Below are 22,274 nucleotides of genomic sequence, written 5' to 3' on the forward strand. Positions count from 1 at the left end.
GCCGCGCCGCCGCTATCCGGCCAATACCCGCGTCGACGGGAAGGTGACGCGGATCAGCGTCCCCTGCCCGACCGCGCTGTCGATCAGGAACGAGGCGCGGTTGGCCTCGACCAGCGCCTTCGTCAACGGCAGGCCCAAGCCGGTGCCGTCGCTCCGGTGCTTGGACGAGGTCGCGACCTGGCGGAATGGCATCAGCGCCGTCTCGACATCCTTCTCCGACATGCCGATGCCGGTGTCGCGGATGCGCAGCGTGACCTCGCCGCGCTCCTCCAGCGCCGTCGACACGATCACCTGGCCGCCGGCCAGCGTGAACTTGATGGCGTTCGAGACGAGGTTGAGCACGATCTGGCGGATCGAGCGCGGGTCGGCGACGATGCCCGGCACCTGGCTGGACAGGCTGGTGCGGATGATGATGCGCTCGCGATTGGCCTGCGGCTGCATCAGCGCCACGCATTCCATCACGATGTCGTTCAGCGCCACCGCCTCGAAGTTCAGCTCCATCTTGCCGGCCTCGATCTTCGACAGATCGAGCAGGTCGTTCAGGAGGCTCATCAGATGCGCGCCCGAGACATGGATGTCGCGCAGATACTGCTTGTAGCGCTCGGTGCCGATCGGGCCGAAGCGCTCCTCCATCATCACCTCGGAAAAGCCGATGATGGCGTTCAGCGGCGTGCGGATCTCGTGGCTCACCTTGGCAAGGAAGTCCGATTTCTGCATCGACGCCGTCTCGGCGGCGCGGCGGGCGTTGATCAGCTCTTCCTCGGCATTCTTCCACTGCGTGATGTCGCGCAGCACGGCGCAGAACTTGCCGGTTTCGCCGAGGCGTCCCATCGTCATGAAGAGCGGGATCAGCCCGCCCTGCGGCACGCGGCCGATGACCTCGCGGCCATCGTTCAAGAGGCTGGCGACGCCGTTCTGCGCGAGACCCTCGAGATAGTCGAGCGCCGACTTGCGGCTTTCCTCGGCGAGGAGATGGGTGAAGGGCAGCCCCGCGACGTCGCGGGTCTCGACGCCGAACAGCGCCTCGGCGCTCCGGTTGATGCGCACGATCCGGCCCTCGCCGTCGACGACGGCGACACCGTCGGTCGCCGTGTCGAGAATGGCTTCGAGCTCGGCGATCTTGTGTCCGGCCGCCGTGAGTTCGGCCACAAGCGCCGGGTCGGGCCTCGGCGCGACGGCCGCGCTTTCCGGCTGCGGAGGCACGACAGGCGCTTCAGGCCCGGAGAGGACAGGCGCCTCGGCGGGTGCGACCGGCTCCGGTTGCGGGGCCACCGGCGGCTCGTCGACAGGGGAAGCCTCGACGACCGGCTCCTGCGCGACGGGCGGCATGGCGTCCACGGCCTCGGCAGCCGCCTCTTCCACGGGTTCCCGCGGGGCGGGCGACGGCGCATCCGTCGCCTTCGTCTCGGTAGCCGGCGGCTCGATGTCCACCGCAGGCGCCTCGGTCGGCTGCGGCGCCCCGGCGGCTTCCGCCGCCTGCGGACGAACCGGCTCGGCCGCCTCGACCGGCGGCTTGGCGGCCTGCGCCGGGTCGTTCGGCCCGACCTTGGCCCCGAGCGCTACCGCGATGCGGCGGAAGGCGTCCTGCTCGGGCATGCTCAGCCGCTCGGCGGCCTCCCCGGCAGGAGCTGGTCCGCGCGGCAGGCGCACGACATTGGTCGGCTCGGCCACGGGCGGCGCCTTCGGCATCGGCACGACGACGGGCTTCGTCGGCTCCTGGTTCGCGGGCGGCTCGCGCCGGAGCTCGGACGGACGGATGACGCCGAAGCCGCGATAGCCCTCGAAGGCGCGGTCGCGCGAGAAGGTCGGCAGCGCCGCCAGATCGACGGCGACGCGCTGGTCGGTACCGTCGACGGGCCAGCTCAACGTCGCGCCGCTCCAGGTGTCGCGACGGGCGATCAGGGCGGCGATCATGCCCTTGGCATCGAGGCCGCGTGCAGCGGCGACGTCGCCCCAGCTCTCGCCGACGATCGCCGACGCATGGGGGCCGACCACCTCGGCGAACTCCGGCGAGACGAAGCTGAAACGGCCCGCCGCATCCATCTGGAAGACGAAGCGCACCGGCCCGCGCGGCGCCGCGAAGCGGAACGGCTCGGCCTCGGTCGCCACCGGCGGCTCGGCTTCCGGCTCGACAGCGGCTTCTTCGATCGGCTCCGGAACCGGTGCCGCTTCGGCTTCGGCTTCGGCTTCGACTTCGGCCTCCGGCTCCACGACGAATTCCAGTTCCTCGGCCGGAGGCACGGTCTCGGGCGTCGGCTCGCTCACCGCCTCGACGATATCGGCCATGGAGCGCGCGCGGGGGGCTTCCCATTCATTCCCGCCGCCGGGCGACGGCTCGTTAGCTTCGCGCGGGACGGCATCGGCGACCGGCGCGACGGGCTCGGGGGTGGCGAGGACAATTTCGGGCTCGGCATCCGGCGCCGCGACGAATTCCGGTGTCGCCTCGGCGACGATCATCGGCGCGGCTTCGACGACCTCGGGCAGGATGGCGGGCGCCGGCGCGGGCGGCGCAACGCGCTCCGCCGGCGCGCCCTCCAGCGGCCCGACCAGCAGCAGGTAATGGGGCCGGCCGTCGAGCTCGAAACGGGCGATGCCGGCCTGCCGCCGGCCGGCTCCGGACGGGACCCGGCGCTTGAACAGCGACGCGGCGTTCCGGTCGATTCCGGCGATCAGCGTCTCCAGAACCTCTTCGGCCGCGGCCAGCGCCTCGTCGTCGCCGGAAGCGGCGACCACGTCGCCCGCGCCATCCAGGATGGCGACCAGCGTATCCGGCGAGGCGACGAGGTCCACGAGCCGCTCCGCCCGCTCGGTCAGCGACATCCGCTCGCCGCGCGGCGCTTCCAGCGACAGCAGGAGGATGTTCGCCCCGTCGGCGTCGCGCAGCCGGGTGCAGGCGGCGGCGAGGTTCTGCAGGCGGCCGTCGGCGACAAAGCCGATGCGCTGCAGCCGCGTCGCCCCTTCCGGCAGGGTCCGCGCCAGCCGCGCGATCTCGGCGGTGGCGGGCAGGGTCTGGGAGAAGCGGCGCTCCAGCAGCCGCGCCAGATCCGGCGCGCCGAAGAAGGCGATGCCGGCGGCATTGGCCCAGAGCAGGCTTCGACCGTCCGCAGCGAAGACGAAGCCCGGCCGCGCCGACAGCAATGCCGCACCGACGGCCGGCAGCGCCGACAGATCGAGATAGGCAAGGTCGTGTCCGTTCATGCCGCCGCCGCTCTTCCCGTCATCCGGGGATCCGCGCCCCCCTGTCCTTCGCGCCGCCATTCCGGCCCCGGCGCGGCGCTCCGCGCGCCTCCGTCTCCGTCCGGAGGCCGGTCTTCCGAGACAAACTCATACCGCCCGCGCGGGCCCGGGTCCACGAAACCGCCCGCCGCCCCCTTATCTCTTGCATCAGGTGGTTAATGTCTGGCTTGTTTGAAAGCTCGGATGCCACGGATGCTGCCTTCCCGGCCCGAATGCATCCGGACGGAACGGCAGGGGTCGTCTTGCGCGGTGCCGCGCAGGCTCTATTCTCGCTTTTACATTCCAGCGGAGCAAAACGATGGCAGACAAGACCACGTTCGAAATTCCGGAGCAGATGCGCGTCTTCGCCGACAAGAGCGTCGACCAGGCCAAGAAGGCGTTCGACGACTTCATGAGCGCGACCGCGAAGGCGGTCGAGAAGTCGGAAGCCTCGGCCAAGTCGATCCAGACCGGCGCCCGCGACGTCAACCGCCAGGCGCTCGCCTTCCTCGAGGCCAATGTCGCGGCGTCCTTCGATTTCGCCCAGCAGCTGGTCCGCGCCCGCACCGTCGAGGAGATCGGCCAGATCCAGCAGGCCTTCCTGCAGAAGCAGACCGAGGCGGCGCAGAGCCAGGGCCGCGACATGGCGGACACGATCGGCAAGGCGGCCGCCGACATGCAGCAGCAGGCCAAGAAATAGCCAGTCGGCGCCCGACCGCGCCCTGACCCGGCGGCGCCGGCGACATCCAGCCTGCCGGCGCGCCAGCCTGCCCATCGGCGCGCCTGCGGGAAATGCGCGGCTGGCCCGCGTTTTGTGCATCGCAGCAGAATATTGCATTGCACAATGGAATAGCCTATATCGAAGGCAAGTCGATCGGAGTGGAATGGATCGCAGATCCAGGATGAAGCTCCGCGATGGCCAACGAGCCCGAAGGAGACTTGCATGTCCGATACCACTGCCGCCCCCAAGGGGGCCAAGGCCGGCGCCAAGGCCGCCCGCGGCTTCGACGCCCCGTTCGAAGCCTTCAACATCAACATGCCGAACGTCGAGGTTCCGGCCGCCTTCCGCGAGATCGCGGACAAGGCCGTGACCAGCTCCAAGGACGCCTACGCCAAGCTGAAGACGGCGGCCGAGGATGCGACCGAAGCGTTCGAGGACAGCTACGAGACGACCCGCACGGGCCTCGTGGCGCTGACCCGCACCTCGCTTGACAACGCCAAGAGCCATACCGACGCGGCCTATGCGTTCGCCCGCGACTTCATGGGCATCAAGTCGTTCGCCGAGGCCGTCGAACTGCAGGCCGCCTTCGCGCGCAAGCAGTTCGAGACGATCTCCGAGCAGACGCGCGAGCTGCAGACGCTGGCGCAGAAGGTGTCGACCGACGCCGCGCGCCCGGTCCGCCAGAGCTTCGAGAAGGCCTTCAAGGGCTTCCAGCCCAACTGATCCCGCGGCTTTCGGCGCCTTTCGCGGCGCCGGGACGTCCGAAACATCCAGCGGCCCGGCCTCCCGTCCGGGCCGTTTCCACAGATGCGGAACCCATCTGCGGATAAGTCGATTTCGACACTTGAAACCGCCGAAAATTGGTTCTAGGTTCCGCTCGCTTTTGGCAGGCAGTTGTAGCTCAGTTGGTTAGAGCGTCGGATTGTGGCTCCGAAGGTCGGTGGTTCGAGCCCACCCAACTGTACCAAAGCACCCTCTCCCAAGCTCGACATTCCCGGACACGAAACGGCGGCGACCAGCCGGCGGGCGCGTCGCGGATGTCCGTGGCCTCTGCGCGCCTTCAGGACCAAATCGACCGGCTTCACCGTCGCGGTCTGGACCGGCACCAAGCCATTTCCCTGGACTGAGCACAAAGCAAAACCCTGGCGGGTTCGAACATTGAGCCAAGCCACGCGCGCAGCCAAACGGGCAGATCTGTCTCCGTGGTCGGAACGACGGTTTGAACCAGAGAATCTACCGACGGACAACGCGTGCAACCTCAAGCCGTTCCTGCGTTCATAGAAGGTGTTCTGGCGCCTCCCGTAGGGTCAGGCTTTTGCTTTTGGTGTACCTCGTTCATTTCACCCGCTCGTCGCCGAGAATCTTCTCGATCCGTCGTACATTCTCCAGCATCTCGGGGTTCTGGATCGCGAGGCAGTGAAACAACGCTTCATTGAACATCAGCTCAAGGACGCGGGTCATCACGGCGTCCGCGCCGAACAGGCTGACGCCAGGTGGCGTGACGATCCGAACATCCGCCAGTTCCGCCAGCGGCGAACGACTGCCGCCGAGCACGGCTGCGATCCGCGCCCCGCGCGAGCGCGCGACTTCTGCCGCCTGCAGGGTCGTCTTGGTGCGGCCTGAATAGGAGATGGCGATCGCCAGGTCTCCCGGCTTCATCAACCCAGCGCAGGCGATCTGGTTGTGCTGGTCTTCCGAGAAATTGATCGGGATGCCGAGGCGAAGCAGCCGCTGGTGCATGTCCAGCGCCACCACCGCCGAGGCGCCCGCGCCGAACACCTGCACGCTGCGCGTCGTGCGGATCGCCTCGACCAGCTGCCCGAGCTCGGGGGAGCTGGACAGGATTTCGGCGAACTTCAGCGCCCGGATCGATGCACTCTGGAACACCTTGAAAGCGATCTCGCCGAGCCCGTCCGAGGCGATGATCGCCGGCTCCAGCGTCGAGGCGGCGCTGATCGGCATCTGCATCGCCCGGCTTTCTTGCAGCAGCGCCCTGCGCATCTCCTTGATGCCGGCGAAGCCCAGGCGCTTCGACAAGCGGTCGATGGTCGAGCGGCTGGTGCTGGTGCGCTCCGCCAGCTCCGAGGAGGTCAGCCCGGCGATGTCATATTCCGCGATGCTCAGCAGATATTCGACGACCCGCTTCTCCGCCGCCGACAAGGGCATGCTGGAGACGCGGGAGAGAAGGGAAGCGACTTCGCCCGGAGCGGCCTCGCTCATCGTGACACCTCATGCTGCAGTGCGAATTCCAGAATAGAGACGTTATGCATCACAATTTTGTAATAATAGCACGTTGCGACACATATTGTGTCGTGTTAGCGTTCTCTCAGGATCGGAACTGGAGGCGCGCCGAGGAGAGGCGTAGCCCGGTCTGGCACCCACCTGTTCCATCCCATGACTGAGATCAACGAGACGGTTCGATCGCGGCGCGGCCGTGCGCAGGATCGAGGGAGGACGACGCATGCGCAAGTTCCATTCTGCTCTGCTGAGCTGGGCTCTGGTGGGGGCTTCCACACTGGCTCTCGCCAGTTCGGTAACCGCGGCGGAATTGACGTTCTGGCACCATACCTATCCGCCGGCGACCGACTTCATCGCCAAGAAGGCGGCGGAGTATACCGCCCAGCATCCCGACGTCACCATCAAGATCCATGAGGATCCGCATGGCGACTACGAGGTCAAGCTGACTGCTGCCATCGCCGCTGGAAACCCGCCGGATATCATCAACGTTCTCGATTACCTGTTCCCGCAATATGCCTCGAAGGGCATTCTTGCTCAGGTAGATCCGGCTGCCTTCGGCCAGGCATCGCAGGCCGATCTCGAGGCCCTCTATATGCCGTCAGCGCTTTCGGGCCTGACGATCGACGGCAAGACCTACGGCGTGCCGGAAGAATTCAACACGCTCGCACTCTTCCTCAACAAGAAGCACTTCGCCGATATCGGCGTCGACGTCTCCAATCCGGACAACTGGCCGAAAACCTGGAACGACGTGTTCGAGCTTTCGAAGAAGCTGCAGAAGAAGGACGATGCCGGCAAGACGACGCGGCTCGGCTTCAACTGGGTCTGGAACCTCGACCCGTACTGGTACGCCCAGCAGTACTGGCCGATCCTGGTCCAGTATGGCTGCGACGTGGTCGATGCCTCCGGCAAGGCCGCCATCAACTCGCCGGCCTGCGTCCAGGCGTTCACCGAGACCTGGCAGCGCCTGATCACCGACGGTACCGGCGGTCCGGAGCTCGCAACCGTCAATCCGGTGAATGCGCTGCAGGACTTCAGCGAAGGCCGCCAGTCGATGGCGATCGCCGGCATCTGGGCGCCGCCACTCTATTCGGATGAGGTCAAAGCCGATTATATCGTCGCCGCGCTGCCGCAACGTGATGCGGTAAACCCCGCGACGCTGCTGAATTCCTACGCACTCGCTGTCACGGCTGGCTCAAAGAACCAGAAGGAGGCGTTCGAGTTCCTGCGCTTCCTAACGGCAGACAGCGATGGCTACCTCGCCGCCACCGGCTACGTCACCGGCCTGAAGGGCTGGGCCGATACGAAAGTCGCCAAGGAGACGCGCGGCAGCGCCGTGTTCGCCGAGGGCCAGAAGCATGGCAGCTTCGTCTGGCGCTCGCCGACTTGGTCCCAGGAAGGCACCGCGATCAAGAACGCCATCGAGCAGTTCGCTCAGGGCGTTCCGGTCCAGGCAGCGCTCGACCAGGCCGCCGCCGAGATCGACCAGATCCGCGCCAACTAGGGTCCTCCTCCGGACCACCCGACCGGCGCAGCGCTCCCAGCCGCGCCGGTCACGACAGGATTGTTCTTCATGATGCGAACGGGATCGGGACGGAGCCGCTACGGCCGATGGGGTTTCCTCTTCTGCCTGCCTGCACTTCTCTTCATCGCCATCTTCCAGCTCTATCCGGTTCTGTTCTCGTATTTCATCAGCCTGCACGAGTACGACCTGCTGTCGCCACCGCGCTACGTCGGATTCAAATATTTTCGCGGGCTGGTCACCGACCGGGCGTTCCTGCGCTCGCTCAGCATCACCATCACCTATGTTGTCTATACGGTCGTTCCGGTGCTCGGCATCGCTTTCTGGCTTGGCTGGGCGCTAACCAAGCTCGGCCGCAGCCGCGGTGCCTGGCGCACGCTGATCTTCCTGCCCTCGGTCATGCCGCTTGTTTCGGTCGCATTGACCTGGAAGCTGCTGCTGAATGTTCAGGGCCCGGTCAATGACGGCCTTTCCGCGCTTGGCATGGCGCCGGCGTCGTGGCTGACCACCAGCGCGATGGCGCCCTGGGCACTGATTTTCGTTAGCTGGTGGCACGCGACCAGCTACTACACGATCATCTTCCTCGCCGGATTCCTGGCGATCCCGCGCGATCACTACGAGGCGGCGGCGCTGGATGGCGCGCGTGGCTGGTCGGTTCTGCGCCATATCACATTGCCGTCGATGAAGCCGACCATCGCGCTCGTCGTGGTGCTGTCGACCGTCAACGGTCTGAAGACCTTTGCCTTTCAGCAGATCATGACCGATGGCGGTCCGGCGGGCTCAACGCAGATCCTGACGCTGCTGATCTACAAGACCTCGTTCAGCTTCCTGCAGATGGGAAAGGCCAGCGCCTATTCAGTCATCCTCTTCACCGGCATCCTGGTCATCAGCCTGATACAGATCTGGCTCCTGAGAGACCGTCATGCATAGGTCCCCCGCCGAACGATTTCTCGCCATCGCCATCGTTGTCCTTGCAACGATTCTGACGCTCTACCCGATCGTCTGGATGCTGGCAGCCTCCCTAAAGACCAACTCGGAACTCTTCTCCGGAAGCATCCTCGAGCCGGGCAGCGCAGGCTTCAGCAACTTCACCTCGTCGCTGAGCCAGAGGCCATTCTGCCTCTATCTGTTCAACTCCGTGCTGGCGGCGCTCGTCTCGGTCGTTGTGACTGTCGTGCTCGGCGCGCTCGCCGGCTACAGCCTTGCCAAGTTCCAATATCGCTTCTCTGGTGCCGTCTCGCTGATTGTGCTCGCCTCGATCATGATCCCACTCGAAGCGATCGTCATCCCACTGTTCCTTGAGGTGCACGCCTTCGGCTGGAACAACTCCTATGCAGCACTGCTACTGCCGACCGCCTTCAACGTCGTCGGCATCTTCATCTTCCGCCAGGCGATGGTGGCCATTCCCAACGCCTATATCGAGGCGGCGCGGATCGATGGCGCCAGCGAGCCGCGCATCCTCTTCTCGGTCATCATGCCGATGGTGGCGCCCAGTGCCGTCGTCGTCGCCATCCTGACCTTCAATCTGAGCTGGAACAGCTACCTCTGGCCGCTGATCGTCGCCAACGACGACTCCCTGCGCACCTTGCCGCTCGGCATGGCCGCGTTCCAGAGCGCCTTCAACACCCAGTACGGACAGGTCATGGCCGTCTCGATCTTCGGCGCCATTCCGACGACGCTCTTCTTCATCGCATTCCAGCACCACTTCATCGAAGGCGTCTCCGCCGCGGGGGTCAAGTGAAGCTCGCAATCGATCTCGGCGGAACGCATCTACGCCTGGCGTTCGGCGACGGCAGCGGTCCCTGGCAGCATACCCATCGCTCCCGCCGACCCGACGGCATGACGCCGGACACCTTCGTCTCGACGATCGGCGACGTGCTGGCGGAATGGGGCATCGAGCGCAGGGATGTCGACGGCATCGGCGTCTCGGTCGCGGCCGTGGTCAGCGCGGGCGGCCATATCGTGCGGGCGGAAAACCTGCACTGGTGGGAAGCGCCGCTCGGCCGGCTGCTCTGCGAGGCGTTCGGCCGGCCCGTCGTCGTCGAGACCGACGTCTATTGCGGCGCGCTTTTCGAGGCGACCAGCGGCCATGCCCGCTCAGCCGGATCCGGGCTCTATGTCTCGGTCGGCACCGGCATCGGCCATGCCTTTATCCTCAACCACCAGGTCTGGCGCGGCGCCTTCGGCGGCGCCAATGCTCTCGGCCACATGGTGCTGCGACCGGAAGGGGCTGCCTGCTATTGTGGCCATCACGGCTGCCTCTGCACCACGGCCTCCGGCCTGGCGCAAGCCGTCGACCAACCGCCGCGGGGCGCGCTGGTGGATCTCGCCCAGGCGATCGCCGCAGCCCTCACCCTGATCGAACCCGAGATCATCATCCTGACCGGCGGCGCGCTCAGCCAGCCCTGGTTCGATCTCGAACACCTCACCCGTCTCCTACCGGAACTTACCTATCCCGGTATAGCCCAACCCGCACTCGTCGTCAGCGACGTCCCGGATCCCAATCTCCGAGGCGCCGCAATGCTTTTGAAGGAAATCGCATGATCAGGGAAAGCGCACCGCATTGGATCGGCCGGGCCTATCGCGAACGCTGGGCCGTTGGCATGTTCAACGCGCATCATCTCGAAGCGACGCAGGCGATCGCCACGGCGGCGGACCGCAACAGGGCCCCCGTGATGCTTTCCACGACGATGGGCGGCATCAAGCATGTCGGCCTCGATTACTTCGTCGCGATGGCCGCCGTCGCCCGCAAGCGCTCGGCAGTGCCGCTGCTCCTGCATCTCGACCACGGCGCCGACTACGAGATCGTGCGGGAGTGCATCGAATCCGGCTTCGATTCCGTCATGATCGATGCGTCGAGCACGTCCTATGACGAGAATGTCGATCTCGTCCGACGCGTCGTCGCCCTCGCCCGCCGCTATGGAGTCGGCGTCGAGGCACAGATCGGCGAGACGCTGGCCGAGGAAGGCGGCGAGGTCATTGAGCGCAAGACGACGGTCGAAGAGGCCGTGCAGTTCGTCAAGGATACCGGCATCGACTACCTCGCCATCTCGATCGGCAACACGCCGGGCCAGCTCGCCGACAACGCCCCGATCGACGTGCCGCTGGTCAAGGCGATCTCTGCGGCGGTCAACATGCCGCTGGTCCTGCATGGCGGCACCAGCGTGCCGCAGGCGACTGTCGCCCAGCTGATCGCCGCCGGCATCGCCAAGATAAACATCGACGCCGCCGTAAAGGGCGCGTTCCGCTCGACCTTCCAGCGCCACTACAGCGCCGAGGATCCAATCGTTGATACCCGTGTGCCGTTCGGCGAGGCCCGCGAGCTTGCGGTCGATGCGGTCGGCGAGCGGATCCGGTGGTTCGGCGCGGTAGACCGGGCGGCTTGACGTGAAACCTGGCTCGCGACCCTTGGTCCTGCTACTGGTCGGACTGCCCGGTGCCGGCAAGACAACGCTCGCTCGCCGGCTGGCGCCGGCGATCGGCGCCGTCACGCTCAGCCGTGACGACATCCGCGATGCAATCTTTCCGGAAGCGCTACTCGACTACAGCAGCGAGCAGAACCAGGTCGGAACCGACGCGCTTCTCGGCGTGCTCGGCTATCTGCTGGCGCGACCGAAACCCGCCTTCATCATCGTCGATGGCAAGCCGTTTTCTCGACGAGCCGAGATCACGACGGTGAAGCAACTTGTAGAGACAAGCGGAGCAGGCTTGCTGATCCTCCATTGCGTCGCGCCGGAAGCAGTCATCAAGGAGAGGCTCCAGCGCGGCCTCCGGGATCAGCGCAACGTCCGTGCAGAGCGCCATCCCGAGAAGGCGGCGCGCATCAGGGCAGAGTTCGAACCGATCGAGGAACCACACGTGGTGATCGACACCAGCCAGGGCGCCGACACGGCCGTTGCCCTTTGCCTGAGTGCGATCGGAAGCGCCAGCCTTTCCGCCTGAGGCGAGGTAGATCCATGGTCGGCAGGTTTACCTCGGCCTGCGAGGCTCATCGAAGCCTGACGCCAATCTGAACTGCCGGAGCGACCGGACCAAATACATCCTACCAAGAGCAGTTCGACGAGCATTGAGACCGAAATTGTCCGAGATCCGGGCCCAAGCGATGCGCGATTGAGCAACTGCTCCCCACATTTCCCCGACTTCAAGGGGCTTTTCGTTGCAGTCTGGTCGCTCCGGGTCTCCGGACAGCGGTCGGGGAGGCTCGCCTGGTCCGAACCACCCTGAGAGATTGGCGCACTGACCTCGCCAGTCGACCAACATCGGAGCGCTCCTCTGCCCCGGGGACTCACGTGCCGAAGACAAGGCTGGCACCGCGCTTGCTCAGAAGCATCACGACGACCGGCGGTCGGTCAGCCACCGACATCCTTCTTGCCCATCGAGTACTTCAATCGTCCCGTCTTTTCCCTCAGAAACTGGAAGATCACATACAGCCCCGGTATGAGCAGAATGCCGACCGCAGACGAAGCCAGCATGCCACCAAACACCGAAGTGCCGACGGCTCGCTGCGTGGCCGCGCCTGCCCCCACTGCCGTGACTAGCGGTAGAAGCCCGAGGATAAAGGCAAAGGACGTCATCATCACAGCGCGAAACCGCAGGCTGGCGCCTTCAAGAGCCGCATCGACGATGCCCTTGCCTTGAGCCCGCTCCTCCATCGCGAACTCGACGATGAGGATGGCGTTCTTGGCCGCCAAGGCTATCAGGATGACGATGCCGACCTGCGCATAGACATTGTTGTCCAGCCCCGTCAACTTCAGCGCCAGCATGGCTCCGAAAAGGCCGGTTCCCACCGACAAGAGCACGGCAATCGGGATCGCCCAGCTTTCATACAATGCAACGAGAAACAGATAGGCGAAAATCAGCGCAAGAACGAGGATCGGGCCGGTCTGGCCACTCGCCTCGATCTCCTGCAGGGCCGTCCCCGTCCATTCCAGTTGATAGCCCGAAGGCAGGGTGTTGTCGGCAATCTCCTGCATGGCCGAGATGGACTCTCCCGACGAATGCCCCGGCGCCGGACCACCATTGATCATCACCGCACGTTCATTGTTGTAGCGGGTGACGAAGGCCGGGGCCGTGACCAGCTTGACATCGGCCACGGCGGTCAAGGGCACGAGCGACCCGTTGGAGCTGCGTACGCGGATCTGGCTGATGTCCTCGACATCCATCCGCGCATTGGCATCGGCCTGGACCTTCAACTGCCACGTGCGCCCGAATAGATTAACATCATTGACGTAGTTGCCACCCAGCAATGCACCGGTGGTCGCGAAAAGGTTGGAAACATCGACGCCCAATGTCTGCACGCGTTCGCGGTCAACCTCGAGTTTCAACTGCGGTGTATCGGCATTGAAGGTAGTATAGACGCCCTGCAACCGACCGTCCTGCGCGGCATTGACGACCGCGCCGCGCGCGACCTGGGCAATCTGCCCGGGGGGAGCTCCGGTCTTGCTGGCGATCAACGCCTGGAAGCCTGCTCCCGTGCCAAGCCCCTGGATTGGCGGCAGGTTGAAGGCAAAGGCCACGCTGCCAGGCAGGGATCCAAGCTTGACGTTGAGGTCGTCGATGACGCTGAAGGCCGATTGCGATGCCTCGGTGCGCTCCTCGAAAGGCTTCATCGTCACGACGAAGAAGCCCTTGTTGGGCAACACCACGCTATCGATCAACGAGAACCCGGCAACGACGAACACGTCCTGAACGTTCTCGTTGGCCTGCAGGATCCTGAGGACCTCTTCGCCGACCTTGGCGCTGCGTTCGACCGAGGCATCCGCCGGCAACTGGTACTCGCCCATGAAGGCGCCCTGGTCCTCGAGCGGCAGAAAGCCGGTGGGCACGATCTTGGCAAGATAGCCGGTGCCGAGAAGGAAGCCGCCCAGCAGCACGCCAGCGAGGATCGCACGCCGGGTCAGCGGTCCGACCAGCGCCATATAGCCGGTGCGCATGCCCTCGACCGACGAATTGAACAGCTTGAACAAGCCCCTCGGCCCTCCCTTCCGCCGCTTGAGCAGGATCGAGCAGAGGGCCGGCGACAGGCTCAGCGCGTTGACCGCCGAAATCACCATCGAGACGGACACCGCGACGGCAAACTGTTTGTATAGCTGACCGGTGATGCCGGGAATAAAGGCGGTAGGCACAAAGACGGACAAGAGCACGAGCGTGATAGCGATGATCGGGGCGGTGATTTCCTTCATCGCCGCCTCGGTCGCCTCGGCCGGCGTCATTTCGGGATGCGCCTCGAGCTTGTGCTCGACCGCCTCGACGACGACGATAGCGTCGTCGACCACGATGCCAATGGCAAGCACAAGCGCCAGAAGCGAGATGGTATTGAGAGAGAACCCCATCACCAGCATGACGGCGAAGGTACCGATCAACGCCACCGGAACGGCGATGATCGGGATGAGCGTCGCCCGGAAGCTGCCGAGGAAGACCAGCACGACGATCGCGACGAGCACAAAGGCCTCGATCAGCGTGTGCAGCACGCTTTCCATCATCTGTTCGACGAAGTAGGTGGAATCATAGGCGATCGCGATAGAGACGCCGTCGGGCAGCCGCGTCTCGATCTCCGCCAAAACCTTCTTGACGGCTTCGGCCGTGGCGATGGCGTTGGCGCCTGGCGACTGATAGATGCCGATGCCGGCCGAGGGCAGACCATTGAATGTCGGCTCGGCATCCTCGGTTTGCGCGCCCAGTTCGACTCGAGCCACATCCTTGATCAGGACGCGCGCGCCACCCGGATCGTTGCGCACGACGACGTTCTCGATTTGATCGATGCTGTTCAGTCGACCGTCGGCGGTGATGTTGATCTGAAAGTTCGTGCCGGGAACCGTCGGACTGGCGCCGATGCGGCCGACGGCGGCCTGCACGTTCTGAGCCCACAGCGCGGCGATCACCTCGGTCGCGGTCAGGTTGACGCTGGAGAGGCGCGCCACGTCAAGCCAGACGCGCATCGAATAGTCGCGCGGGCCGAAGGCGTAGGCCTCGCCCACGCCGGGCACCCGCGACAGCGGGTCGATCAGGTTCAGCTTGGTGTAGTTCGACAGGAAAAGCGCATCGCGCGAGCGATCGGGCGAATAGATCGTGATGACCTGCAGCATGCTGGTTGAACGCTTTTTGACCGTCACGCCCAGCGCCTGCACCTCGGCCGGCAGGGCAGCGACGACCTGGTTCACGCGGTTCGACACGTTAACCGTGTTCATGTCGGGATCCGATCCGACCTCGAAGCTGACGGCCAGGTTGTAGGTCCCGTCCGAGCCCGAGGTGGACTGCATGTAGATCATGTTGTCGACGCCGTTGATCGCCGGCTCGATGACCTGCGCGACCGATTCCTCCAGCGCATTGGCGTCGGCGCCGGGATAGAAGGCCGTGACCTGTACCTGCGGCGGCACGATGTCCGGGAATTGCGCCACCGGCAGAGCCTTGTAGGCCATGTAGCCGGCAATGGTGATGACCAACGAGATGACCATCGCCAGCCGCGGGCGACGAATGAAAACGGAGGAGATCATGGCCTACGTCCCAGATGTGGCTAGCTGTGGCTTGACCACCATGCCGTTTCGCACCCGCTGAGCGCCCTGCACGATGACCCGGTCGCCTTCGTTCAGGCCCTCCCGGACAACCGCGATGCCGTCGCGCTGCTGGCCGATGGTGACGTATTTGGTCGCCACCTTGTTCTCGCCATCAACAATCAGAACGAACGTGCCGCTCTGATCGGCGGCCAGGGCCACTTCCGGCACGACGAGAACCGGCGCGTCGGCAGGCTGTTCCATCACCACCCGGATCGTCTGGCTGTTGACGAGCTGTCCGTTGGGATTGTCGAAGGTGGCGCGGACGATCTGGCTGTCGGTGTTGGGATCGACCGTGTTGTCGAAATAGTCGACTTTTCCGGTCTCGGCATAGTAGCTGCCGTCCGCCATCTTCAGGCGGATCACCGGCGGATTGACGGGCGCCATCTTCTTGTAGCCGAGAATCTCACGCTGGCTGGGGGCAAACTCGGCCCACACCCTGTCGTCTTTGACGATGGTTGTCAGCGCGCCGGAGGCTGGCGAGACAATGTTGCCTTCGGTGATCGCGGTCCGGCCGATGCGTCCGCGGATCGGAGCGTCGATCCGGGTGTAGCCCAGCGTTATGTTGGCGAGTTCGAGCGCCGCCTCGGCGATCTGGACGGCCGCGTTGGCCTGAGCCAGTTCGGCTTCCCGCGTGTCGGCGGTCGCCTGCGAGCCCGTGCGCTGCTTCAGCAGTTCCTGAGCACGTTCGTTGTTCACCTGCGCGTTCTGGGCGACCGCCTTGGCGCTCGCAAGCTGGGCCTTCTTGGCGTTCACGTCGGCCTGGAAGGGAGCAGGATCAATCTGGTAGAGCAGCTGGCCCGGCTCGACGATGTCTCCTTCGGTGAACAGCGGCTTCAGCAAGGTTCCCGTCACCCGAACCTGGATGTCGACGCGCTCGGAAGCGCGGATGCGGCCGATAAACTCGCTGATACTCGGAAGCTCACGCTTCTCGACGGGACTAACCGTCACACTTGGTTCACTGCCGCTTTCGAGCGGCAGCGCCGGCGTTGCGAGGACAAGCGCAAACCCTATGGCCAGCATCCTCAAGGTCAGTCGTTCGGCAGTGTCGCTACGAAGCTTGCAGAGCATTGGCATCCGGTTCCCCTTCCGGGCTGTCGAGACACGGGACTTCCGCCTCCGCGAGGCTGCGGACGATGCTGCATTGCAAGATGTACCCCCTTCCCGTCGGCAGGCCCTCAGAATGACCGGCCACAAGTGGTCCGAACTTGCGCGTCTCGATCTCTGGCTATTTCGGCAAGGCGAACGCGACGATGAAGTCACCGCGATCGCTCGGGTTGTAGCGGGCCCCACCCGCCGTCAGGGCGATGTACTGTCGACCGTCCTTGCCGATATAGCTCATGGGCGTCGACTGGCTGCCGGACGGCAATCGGCCCTTCCAGAGTTCCTCTCCGGTCTCCGTGTCGTAGGCGCGCAGGTAGTAGTCCTGTGTGCCAGAGTGGAAGGCAATGCCGCCCTTGGTCATCACCGGCCCGCCCAGTGTCGGCATGCCGACGAAGAAGGGCAGGTTCGGCTGGAAGCCGAGCACGGTGACATCCTTGGCCGTGCCCGCGGGGCGCTGCCAGATGATCTGGCGCGTGGCCAGGTCGATGCCGGTCACCGTGCCCCATGGCGGCTCCAGGCACGGAATGCCGATCGGGGAGAAGAAGTTGACGAGCTTGTGAGCGTAGGGCAGCCCGAACTGCGGCGAAATCGACGCATGGGCGGTTACCGGCGTGCCGGCCGGGAATTCCGAGCGCGGGATGAGATGCGCATAGACCGGCACCCGCATGTCGCTCACCACGAAGATATTGCGACCCTCGTCGAACCCGCCACTGCCCCAGTTCGGTCCGCCATTGTTGCCGGGGTAGACGATCGTGGGCCGGGTCGATTGCGGCGTGAAGTCGCCCAGATAATGCGCGTCCTTGAACATGATCCGACACAGCAGCTGATCGAACGGCGTTGCCCCCCACATGCGCGCTTCCGTCAGGGGGGCCGTTCCCAGCCCCGGCATGCCGGTCGAATACGGCTGGGTCTTGGCGTAGCGCTCGCCTTCCGCCGTGCCGTCGCCGCCGGGAACCGGCTTCTCGACGGTTTCGACAAGGGGCTCGCCGGTACGGCGGTCGAGCACGAATATCTGCCCCCGCTTGGTCAACTGGAGAACGGCGGGCGTCGAGCCGCCCTTGCCGTCGGGAAAATCGATCAGCGCTGGCTGGGACGGAACGTCATAGTCCCAGATGTCGTGATTGACAGTACGGAAGTGCCAGCGTTCCTTCCCGGTCGCCAGTTCGACCGCAACGACCGCGGAATTGTACTCGTCATCGAACGGCCGCCGCAATCCGCCGTAATAGTCCGGCGTGGCATTGCCCGTCGGAAGATACGCGAGCCCCAGCTTCACATCCGCGGCGATCGGCGCCCAGACATTGGGGGTGCCGCGCGTGAACTCCTTGCCCTCCGGCGGAAGCCCCTGATCGCCCGGATTGCCGACGTCGAACGCCCACGCGAATGCCCCGGTCTTGGCGTCAAAGGCGCGCACGACGCCGGAAGGCTCGTCGACCTTGACGTTATCCGCCACCCAACCGCCGATCAGGATCTCGTCGCCGGCGACAATGGCGCCGGTCGTCTGCGTCAGAAACCCTGCGTCGACCTGGCCCATGCCGATGTGCAGGTCGACCGTCCCCTTGTCGCCGAAGGTTTCGCAAATTTGCCCGTCTTTCGCGCGAAGCGCGATCATGCGGACATCGATCGTCGCCAGCAGGATGCGCGGACCGCAAGCATCGCCGGGACCGGGATCGAAATAGCCGAGCGTACGGCAGCGTTTCCAGAACGGATTCTTTGCGTGCGGATCAAACTGCCAGACGATTTTGCCCGTGTCGCCGTCCAGCGCGGTGACGGCGGTGTCCGCCGAGCACTGGAAGAGCATGCCGTCAACGTAGAGCGGCGTATTCTGGTCCTCGAGGAACTCCTCCCCGTCGGCGATATGTCCCGTGCGGGCCGTCCAGGCTACTTCCAGCTTCGAAACATTCGTCTTGTCGATCTGATCGAACGGCGCGTAGCGCGTCGCCTCACCGGTGCGGCCATAGGCCTTCCAGTCGTTGCCCATCGCTGAGGTTTCCGCGGTGGGTTGGCCGGGGGTGACAGCAACCGGATTGCTGACGACGCCATGCGGGCTGAACATCATCGCGAAGTAGACGCCGAAGGCAGCGATCAGCGCGACGCCGCCGGCCACGAATGGCTTGGTGTTTGCCGGACGGCCACCCTCCCAGGGCAGCCACGGCGTCATCAGCAGCACGACAGCGCCGACAAGCATGGGAGCGACCAGGCGTGGCACCAGGCCCCAGAACGAGAGGCCAACCTCCCAGAGCGACCACAGGACCGTTCCGACCAGAACGGCGAGGTAGATCCAGACGCCGGTCATGCCTCCCCTGAAAAGGAAAACGCCGCTCGCGAGCAAGGCCAAGCCGGCGATCGAGTAGTAAAATGACCCGCCTAAATAAACGAGATACCCACCCCCGGTTGCCAAATACACCCCAGCAACCACAACGATAACCGCAAGGACACGAACAAATATATTCGTCTCCGCCTGACGATTTTCCGACGTCGCCATCAGATCCACCACAAGCATATATTTATACAGGCTGAATAAAAGCCCCCACTGATATGGCGAGTACATTCAATCACCATCCCGAACGCTTGAAAAGCAGGGCCGACGAAATTTCGCCTTTTTTCGCTTGGCGCGGACGAGTTGGATTGCCTGTACGGATCCGCCTTGTTCGCATGCAGCAGGCGGCGCCTCCTTGTTGCGGCATATCTGGACAAGCCCTGCCAAGCCCCGCGCGGAAAGCGGTTTGCCGATGCCGCGCGCAAGATCCCAGCTCCGTACATGGGCCAGGTCCTCGTCCGGATGGAGCGGCGCCCTCGCCAATCCCGACACCACCACCACCACCGCCGGGGGGAGGGGGGCATAAGCCAGCCCCAACCGGCCAGCGTTCACTGCCGGCACACTCCCCTCAACCCGGAGGAGATTGAGATCTCCGCGCAACGACAGGATGCCGGAGTTGATCACGCCGCCGATAGCGAGGCCGACGTCGCGCCTCTTCGCGAGCGACAGGAAGGTCTCGGCCGCGTCGCGATCGAACAGTCTTACGACCAACCGACAGCAGACGCCGAGATCGACCTCCTGCGAGGCGTCGCGGACCATACGTCGATCGTTCACGCAGCGGTAGAAGCCAGCAACCGGCCTCGCCGCCCTCGGCCCACGCGCTCCGACGTGGCGGCAACTTGTTTCGCGAGCCTGCCGATCTCTATTCGACGAAGAGCCGAACCGACATGCGATGGTCGTACACTTCCCCCGGCGAGACGATCGTGCTCGGGAAGTGGGCGAAGTTCGGCGTATCCGGGAACTTCTGCGTCTCGAAGGTGTAGCCGGCGAAGCGGCAATAGGGCGTGTTCGACTTGCCGATCACCGTCTCGCTCAAATAGCCGCCGGTGTAGAACTGCACGCCAGGCTCGGTGGTGTGCAACTCGAGGCCGCGGCCCGAGGCCGGATCGACGACGCGGGCGCAGAGGCGAAGCGCTTCCCCGTCCCCCTTCAGGCACCAATTGTGGTCATAGCCGCCGCCGACGAGATGGCCGGTGCCGACATCGGCGAGCGCGTCGATATCCGTGCCGATCGGCTTCGGGGTGCTGAAGTCGAACGGCGTACCGACAACGGCGCGGACCTCGCCGGTGGTCAGCAGTTCCGCGTCGATCGGCGTGTAGAAATCGGAGTTGAGGGCAAGCACCTGGTCGCGGACATCGCCGCTGCCGTGGCCGGCAAGGTTCCAGTAGGTGTGGTGCACGGCGTTCAGGATCGTCGGCCGGTCGGTCATGCCACGAATGGCGATCTCCAGCCGGTCGTCATCGGTCAGCCGGTAGCTGGCCGAGAGATTGACAGTGCCGGGATAGCCCTCCTCGCCATGCGGCGACACCGCCGTGAAGGTAACCGTGTTGGTCGCCTCGTCGACGGTCGCGTCCCAGTTCTTGCGATCGAAGCCGGCGATGCCGCCATGCAGATGGTTGGCGCCTTCGTTCAGCGACAGCTGGAACGCTTCGCCGTCGAGCGAGAAGCGGCCATCGCGGATGCGGTTGCCGTAGCGGCCGCAGGTGGCGCCGAAATAGGTGTCGGTGGCGACATAGGAGGCGACGTCGTCGAAGCCGAGAACGATGTCGACCATCTCGCCGTTGCGCCCCGGGGCATGCAGTTCGGTCAACCGCGCGCCATAGGTGATCAGCTTGGCCGACAGGCCGTTGCGATTGCGCAAAACGAAACCACGGACGACTTCCCCGTCCAGATGCCCGAACACGAAGCTCTCGATCAATTTTGCTCTCCCCCGAGCCTAGTTTGAAAGGAAGGTCCGCGCGCGACAGACCCTCTGAAGGGCGGACGCGCGGCGCGAACAGGATGAAAATGACCTTCCGGGCGCCCCTCGAGCGAACGCCGGCGGCCTGCTTGGCCGCCGAGCCGGCGGTGTCGATGTTGCGAGCCGCGCTTGCCCGCTCCCGACTTCATCTGCATGAGATCAACGAGTTCTGCGGCAACAGCGCGACCGCCCAGGCCAAGCATCGGCAGCCCTCCGTGAAGCCGCCAGCAGGGTACGCCTCATAGCCACTCCTCCCAGTGAGTTCCCTGAAGCTGGCGTCTGCTTGTGCAGTTTCTGGCCGGCGCCGAATTTGTTTCGCAATACCGTACAGTATTCCGCATAGAAGTTAGACTTCCATTGGGGCAGCAGATTGTCAATCCGCACCCCGCTTCGCTGCGGTCAGGATCGATATCGCCAGACGCGCAGCCGCGAACCGCGAGCCAGCCCGGAAGATGCCGGACAAATCGGCGCGCGACGCTCTCCATGGCGAAGCCCTCGCCCGCCGGAATGCCTGCAAATGACAGGTTCGCATGGGTCGCGAGGAACGATTTGGCGCGAAGAAGTCGAGACGACAGCGACAGGATCAAACCAACAGCGCCAACGTGGCGGCCGGCCTGATCTGGCGCACATCAACGGCGACGCCGACGATCCGGCTTTCGGTGTTCTCATCTGGTTCCCGACGGCGGCCGGAGCAACCAGGCCTCGGCCGCTGTCGGACCGCCCAGCGCCCGCGAGATCAGGTCGGCGTGCTGGACCAGCGGCCCGGCGATCGAGCCGACCGCCTCCTGCGGCAGAAGCTGCTTGAGCGTGGTGACGCTGATCGCGCCGACCGTCTGGCCGTCCCGCCCGAACACGGCCGCGGCGACGCAGATGATGCCCTCGTGATCCTCTTCATCGTCGATCGCGTATTGGCGGACGGCGATCTGGTCGAGATCGGCATTCAGCGCCTCGATCGTGCTCAGCGTCTTCGGCGTCCGCGGCGAATGGCCGACCCGCTCGACGAGTTCCAGCGCGTTCGCGCGCGGCATCGCCGCCAGCAGGACCTTGCCGACACCGGAGCAATGCGGCCGCTCGCGGCGGCCCAGCGCCGCGTTGAAGCGAATGGCGCCCGGCGCATCGACGCGGCCGATCACCACCGCGAAGCCGTCATCCATCATGGCGACGCGGGAGGTCATGCCGATCGCCTGGGTCAGGTCGCGCAGGATGGGCAGCGCGATGTCGGCAAGCCCCGTGTTCGATACGGCGAGATCGCCGAGGCGCAGCAGCGACAGGCCCAGGCGATAGCGCCGCGTCATGCCCTCGCCGACATCGGTGACGATGCCGCGCGCCCGGAGCGTGACGAGAATCGCGTAGGCTGCCGGCTTCGACAGGCCGATGTCGCGGGCGAGATCGGTCAGCCGCGCGCCGTCCTGGCCGCTTTCGGCAATCCTGTCGAGCAGATCGAGGGCGCGGCCGAGGCTCTGCACCCTATAGCGCTCATCCGTCATTGGCGGTCAGTCCTCCGGGAGATCTCCGCCATCGATGCGCGGCCATCTCTTTGGCATCAAGAAACGTCATTCTTCAATGCAAAACTTCTAGCAGCCGAACCAGGTCCGGCCAAGCGCAATCCCGCATGTTCCATCCGTGCAGACGGTCTGTTGACTTGTACG

The 22,274-nt window shown here is 65.0% G+C and carries 16 protein-coding genes and 1 tRNA gene; 9 read left to right on the top strand and 8 right to left on the bottom strand.

Annotated features, from left to right (window positions below; genetic code table 11):
• Positions 1 to 12 precede the first annotated feature (12 nt).
• Positions 13 to 3,198 (bottom strand): ATP-binding protein, encoded by a 3,186-nt coding sequence (locus G539_RS27685; RefSeq protein WP_051231420.1) that lies wholly within the window; start codon positions 3,196 to 3,198, stop codon positions 13 to 15.
• A gap of 337 nt (positions 3,199 to 3,535) precedes the next feature.
• On the opposite strand from G539_RS27685, the gene G539_RS0114600 reads away from it, so the two are divergent.
• From G539_RS0114600 to G539_RS0114610, 3 genes are all read left to right on the top strand, one after another.
• A complete protein-coding gene (locus tag G539_RS0114600; protein WP_029075854.1) occupies positions 3,536 to 3,916 on the top strand; it encodes a phasin family protein in 381 nt (126 codons plus the stop codon).
• Between the two features lie 243 nt (positions 3,917 to 4,159).
• Positions 4,160 to 4,660: a phasin family protein gene (locus tag G539_RS0114605; RefSeq protein WP_029075855.1), complete on the top strand. Its 501-nt coding sequence runs from the start codon at positions 4,160 to 4,162 to the stop codon at positions 4,658 to 4,660.
• Between the two features lie 167 nt (positions 4,661 to 4,827).
• Positions 4,828 to 4,904, top strand: a tRNA-His gene (locus G539_RS0114610).
• A 368-nt stretch (positions 4,905 to 5,272) separates the two neighbouring features.
• Here G539_RS0114610 and G539_RS0114615 read toward each other — a convergent pair.
• On the bottom strand, positions 5,273 to 6,157 hold the full coding sequence (locus tag G539_RS0114615) for a MurR/RpiR family transcriptional regulator (RefSeq protein WP_029075856.1): 885 nt from the start codon (positions 6,155 to 6,157) through the stop codon (positions 5,273 to 5,275).
• Between the two features lie 241 nt (positions 6,158 to 6,398).
• Between G539_RS0114615 and G539_RS0114620 the strand changes: the two genes are divergently transcribed.
• The 6 genes from G539_RS0114620 to G539_RS0114645 all read left to right on the top strand — a co-directional run bounded on the left by G539_RS0114620 (position 6,399) and on the right by G539_RS0114645 (position 11,636).
• Entirely contained in the window at positions 6,399 to 7,676 is a 1,278-nt protein-coding gene (locus G539_RS0114620; protein ID WP_084640005.1) for an ABC transporter substrate-binding protein, read from the top strand.
• Positions 7,677 to 7,745: 69 nt separating this feature from the next.
• The gene (locus G539_RS0114625) at positions 7,746 to 8,624 is read left to right on the top strand and encodes a carbohydrate ABC transporter permease (RefSeq protein ID WP_029075858.1); all 879 of its coding nucleotides are present in this window, start codon (positions 7,746 to 7,748) and stop codon (positions 8,622 to 8,624) included.
• Positions 8,617 to 9,435: a carbohydrate ABC transporter permease gene (locus tag G539_RS24910; RefSeq protein WP_051231423.1), complete on the top strand. Its 819-nt coding sequence runs from the start codon at positions 8,617 to 8,619 to the stop codon at positions 9,433 to 9,435. The genes G539_RS0114625 and G539_RS24910 overlap by 8 nt, the downstream gene beginning before the upstream one ends.
• On the top strand, positions 9,432 to 10,238 hold the full coding sequence (locus G539_RS26300; protein WP_051231424.1) for an ROK family protein: 807 nt from the start codon (positions 9,432 to 9,434) through the stop codon (positions 10,236 to 10,238). The genes G539_RS24910 and G539_RS26300 overlap by 4 nt, the downstream gene beginning before the upstream one ends.
• Positions 10,235 to 11,080 carry a class II fructose-bisphosphate aldolase gene (locus G539_RS0114640; protein ID WP_051231426.1) on the top strand — a complete coding sequence of 282 codons (846 nt, stop codon included), beginning with the start codon at positions 10,235 to 10,237 and terminating at the stop codon, positions 11,078 to 11,080. The genes G539_RS26300 and G539_RS0114640 overlap by 4 nt, the downstream gene beginning before the upstream one ends.
• 1 nt (position 11,081) lies before the next feature.
• Positions 11,082 to 11,636 carry a P-loop nucleotide/nucleoside kinase family protein gene (locus G539_RS0114645; RefSeq protein WP_084640007.1) on the top strand — a complete coding sequence of 185 codons (555 nt, stop codon included), beginning with the start codon at positions 11,082 to 11,084 and terminating at the stop codon, positions 11,634 to 11,636.
• 407 nt (positions 11,637 to 12,043) lie between these two features.
• On the opposite strand, the gene G539_RS0114650 is transcribed toward G539_RS0114645, so the two are convergent.
• The 6 genes from G539_RS0114650 to G539_RS24925 form a co-directional block, all read right to left on the bottom strand.
• Entirely contained in the window at positions 12,044 to 15,187 is a 3,144-nt protein-coding gene (locus G539_RS0114650) for an efflux RND transporter permease subunit (protein ID WP_029075861.1), read from the bottom strand.
• Positions 15,188 to 15,190: 3 nt separating this feature from the next.
• Positions 15,191 to 16,315 carry an efflux RND transporter periplasmic adaptor subunit gene (locus G539_RS24920; protein ID WP_169516653.1) on the bottom strand — a complete coding sequence of 375 codons (1,125 nt, stop codon included), beginning with the start codon at positions 16,313 to 16,315 and terminating at the stop codon, positions 15,191 to 15,193.
• A gap of 157 nt (positions 16,316 to 16,472) precedes the next feature.
• Positions 16,473 to 18,896: a membrane-bound PQQ-dependent dehydrogenase, glucose/quinate/shikimate family gene (locus G539_RS0114660; RefSeq protein ID WP_245576887.1), complete on the bottom strand. Its 2,424-nt coding sequence runs from the start codon at positions 18,894 to 18,896 to the stop codon at positions 16,473 to 16,475.
• The gene (locus G539_RS0114665) at positions 18,897 to 19,424 is read right to left on the bottom strand and encodes a hypothetical protein (RefSeq protein ID WP_029075863.1); all 528 of its coding nucleotides are present in this window, start codon (positions 19,422 to 19,424) and stop codon (positions 18,897 to 18,899) included.
• A 103-nt stretch (positions 19,425 to 19,527) separates the two neighbouring features.
• Entirely contained in the window at positions 19,528 to 20,583 is a 1,056-nt protein-coding gene (locus G539_RS0114670; RefSeq protein WP_029075864.1) for an aldose epimerase family protein, read from the bottom strand.
• 707 nt (positions 20,584 to 21,290) lie between these two features.
• A complete protein-coding gene (locus G539_RS24925; RefSeq protein ID WP_051231429.1) occupies positions 21,291 to 22,112 on the bottom strand; it encodes an IclR family transcriptional regulator in 822 nt (273 codons plus the stop codon).
• Between the last annotated feature and the right edge of the window lie 162 nt (positions 22,113 to 22,274).

Origin of the sequence: Kaistia adipata DSM 17808, from assembly GCF_000423225.1 — a bacterium.
Lineage (GTDB): Bacteria > Pseudomonadota > Alphaproteobacteria > Rhizobiales > Kaistiaceae > Kaistia > Kaistia adipata.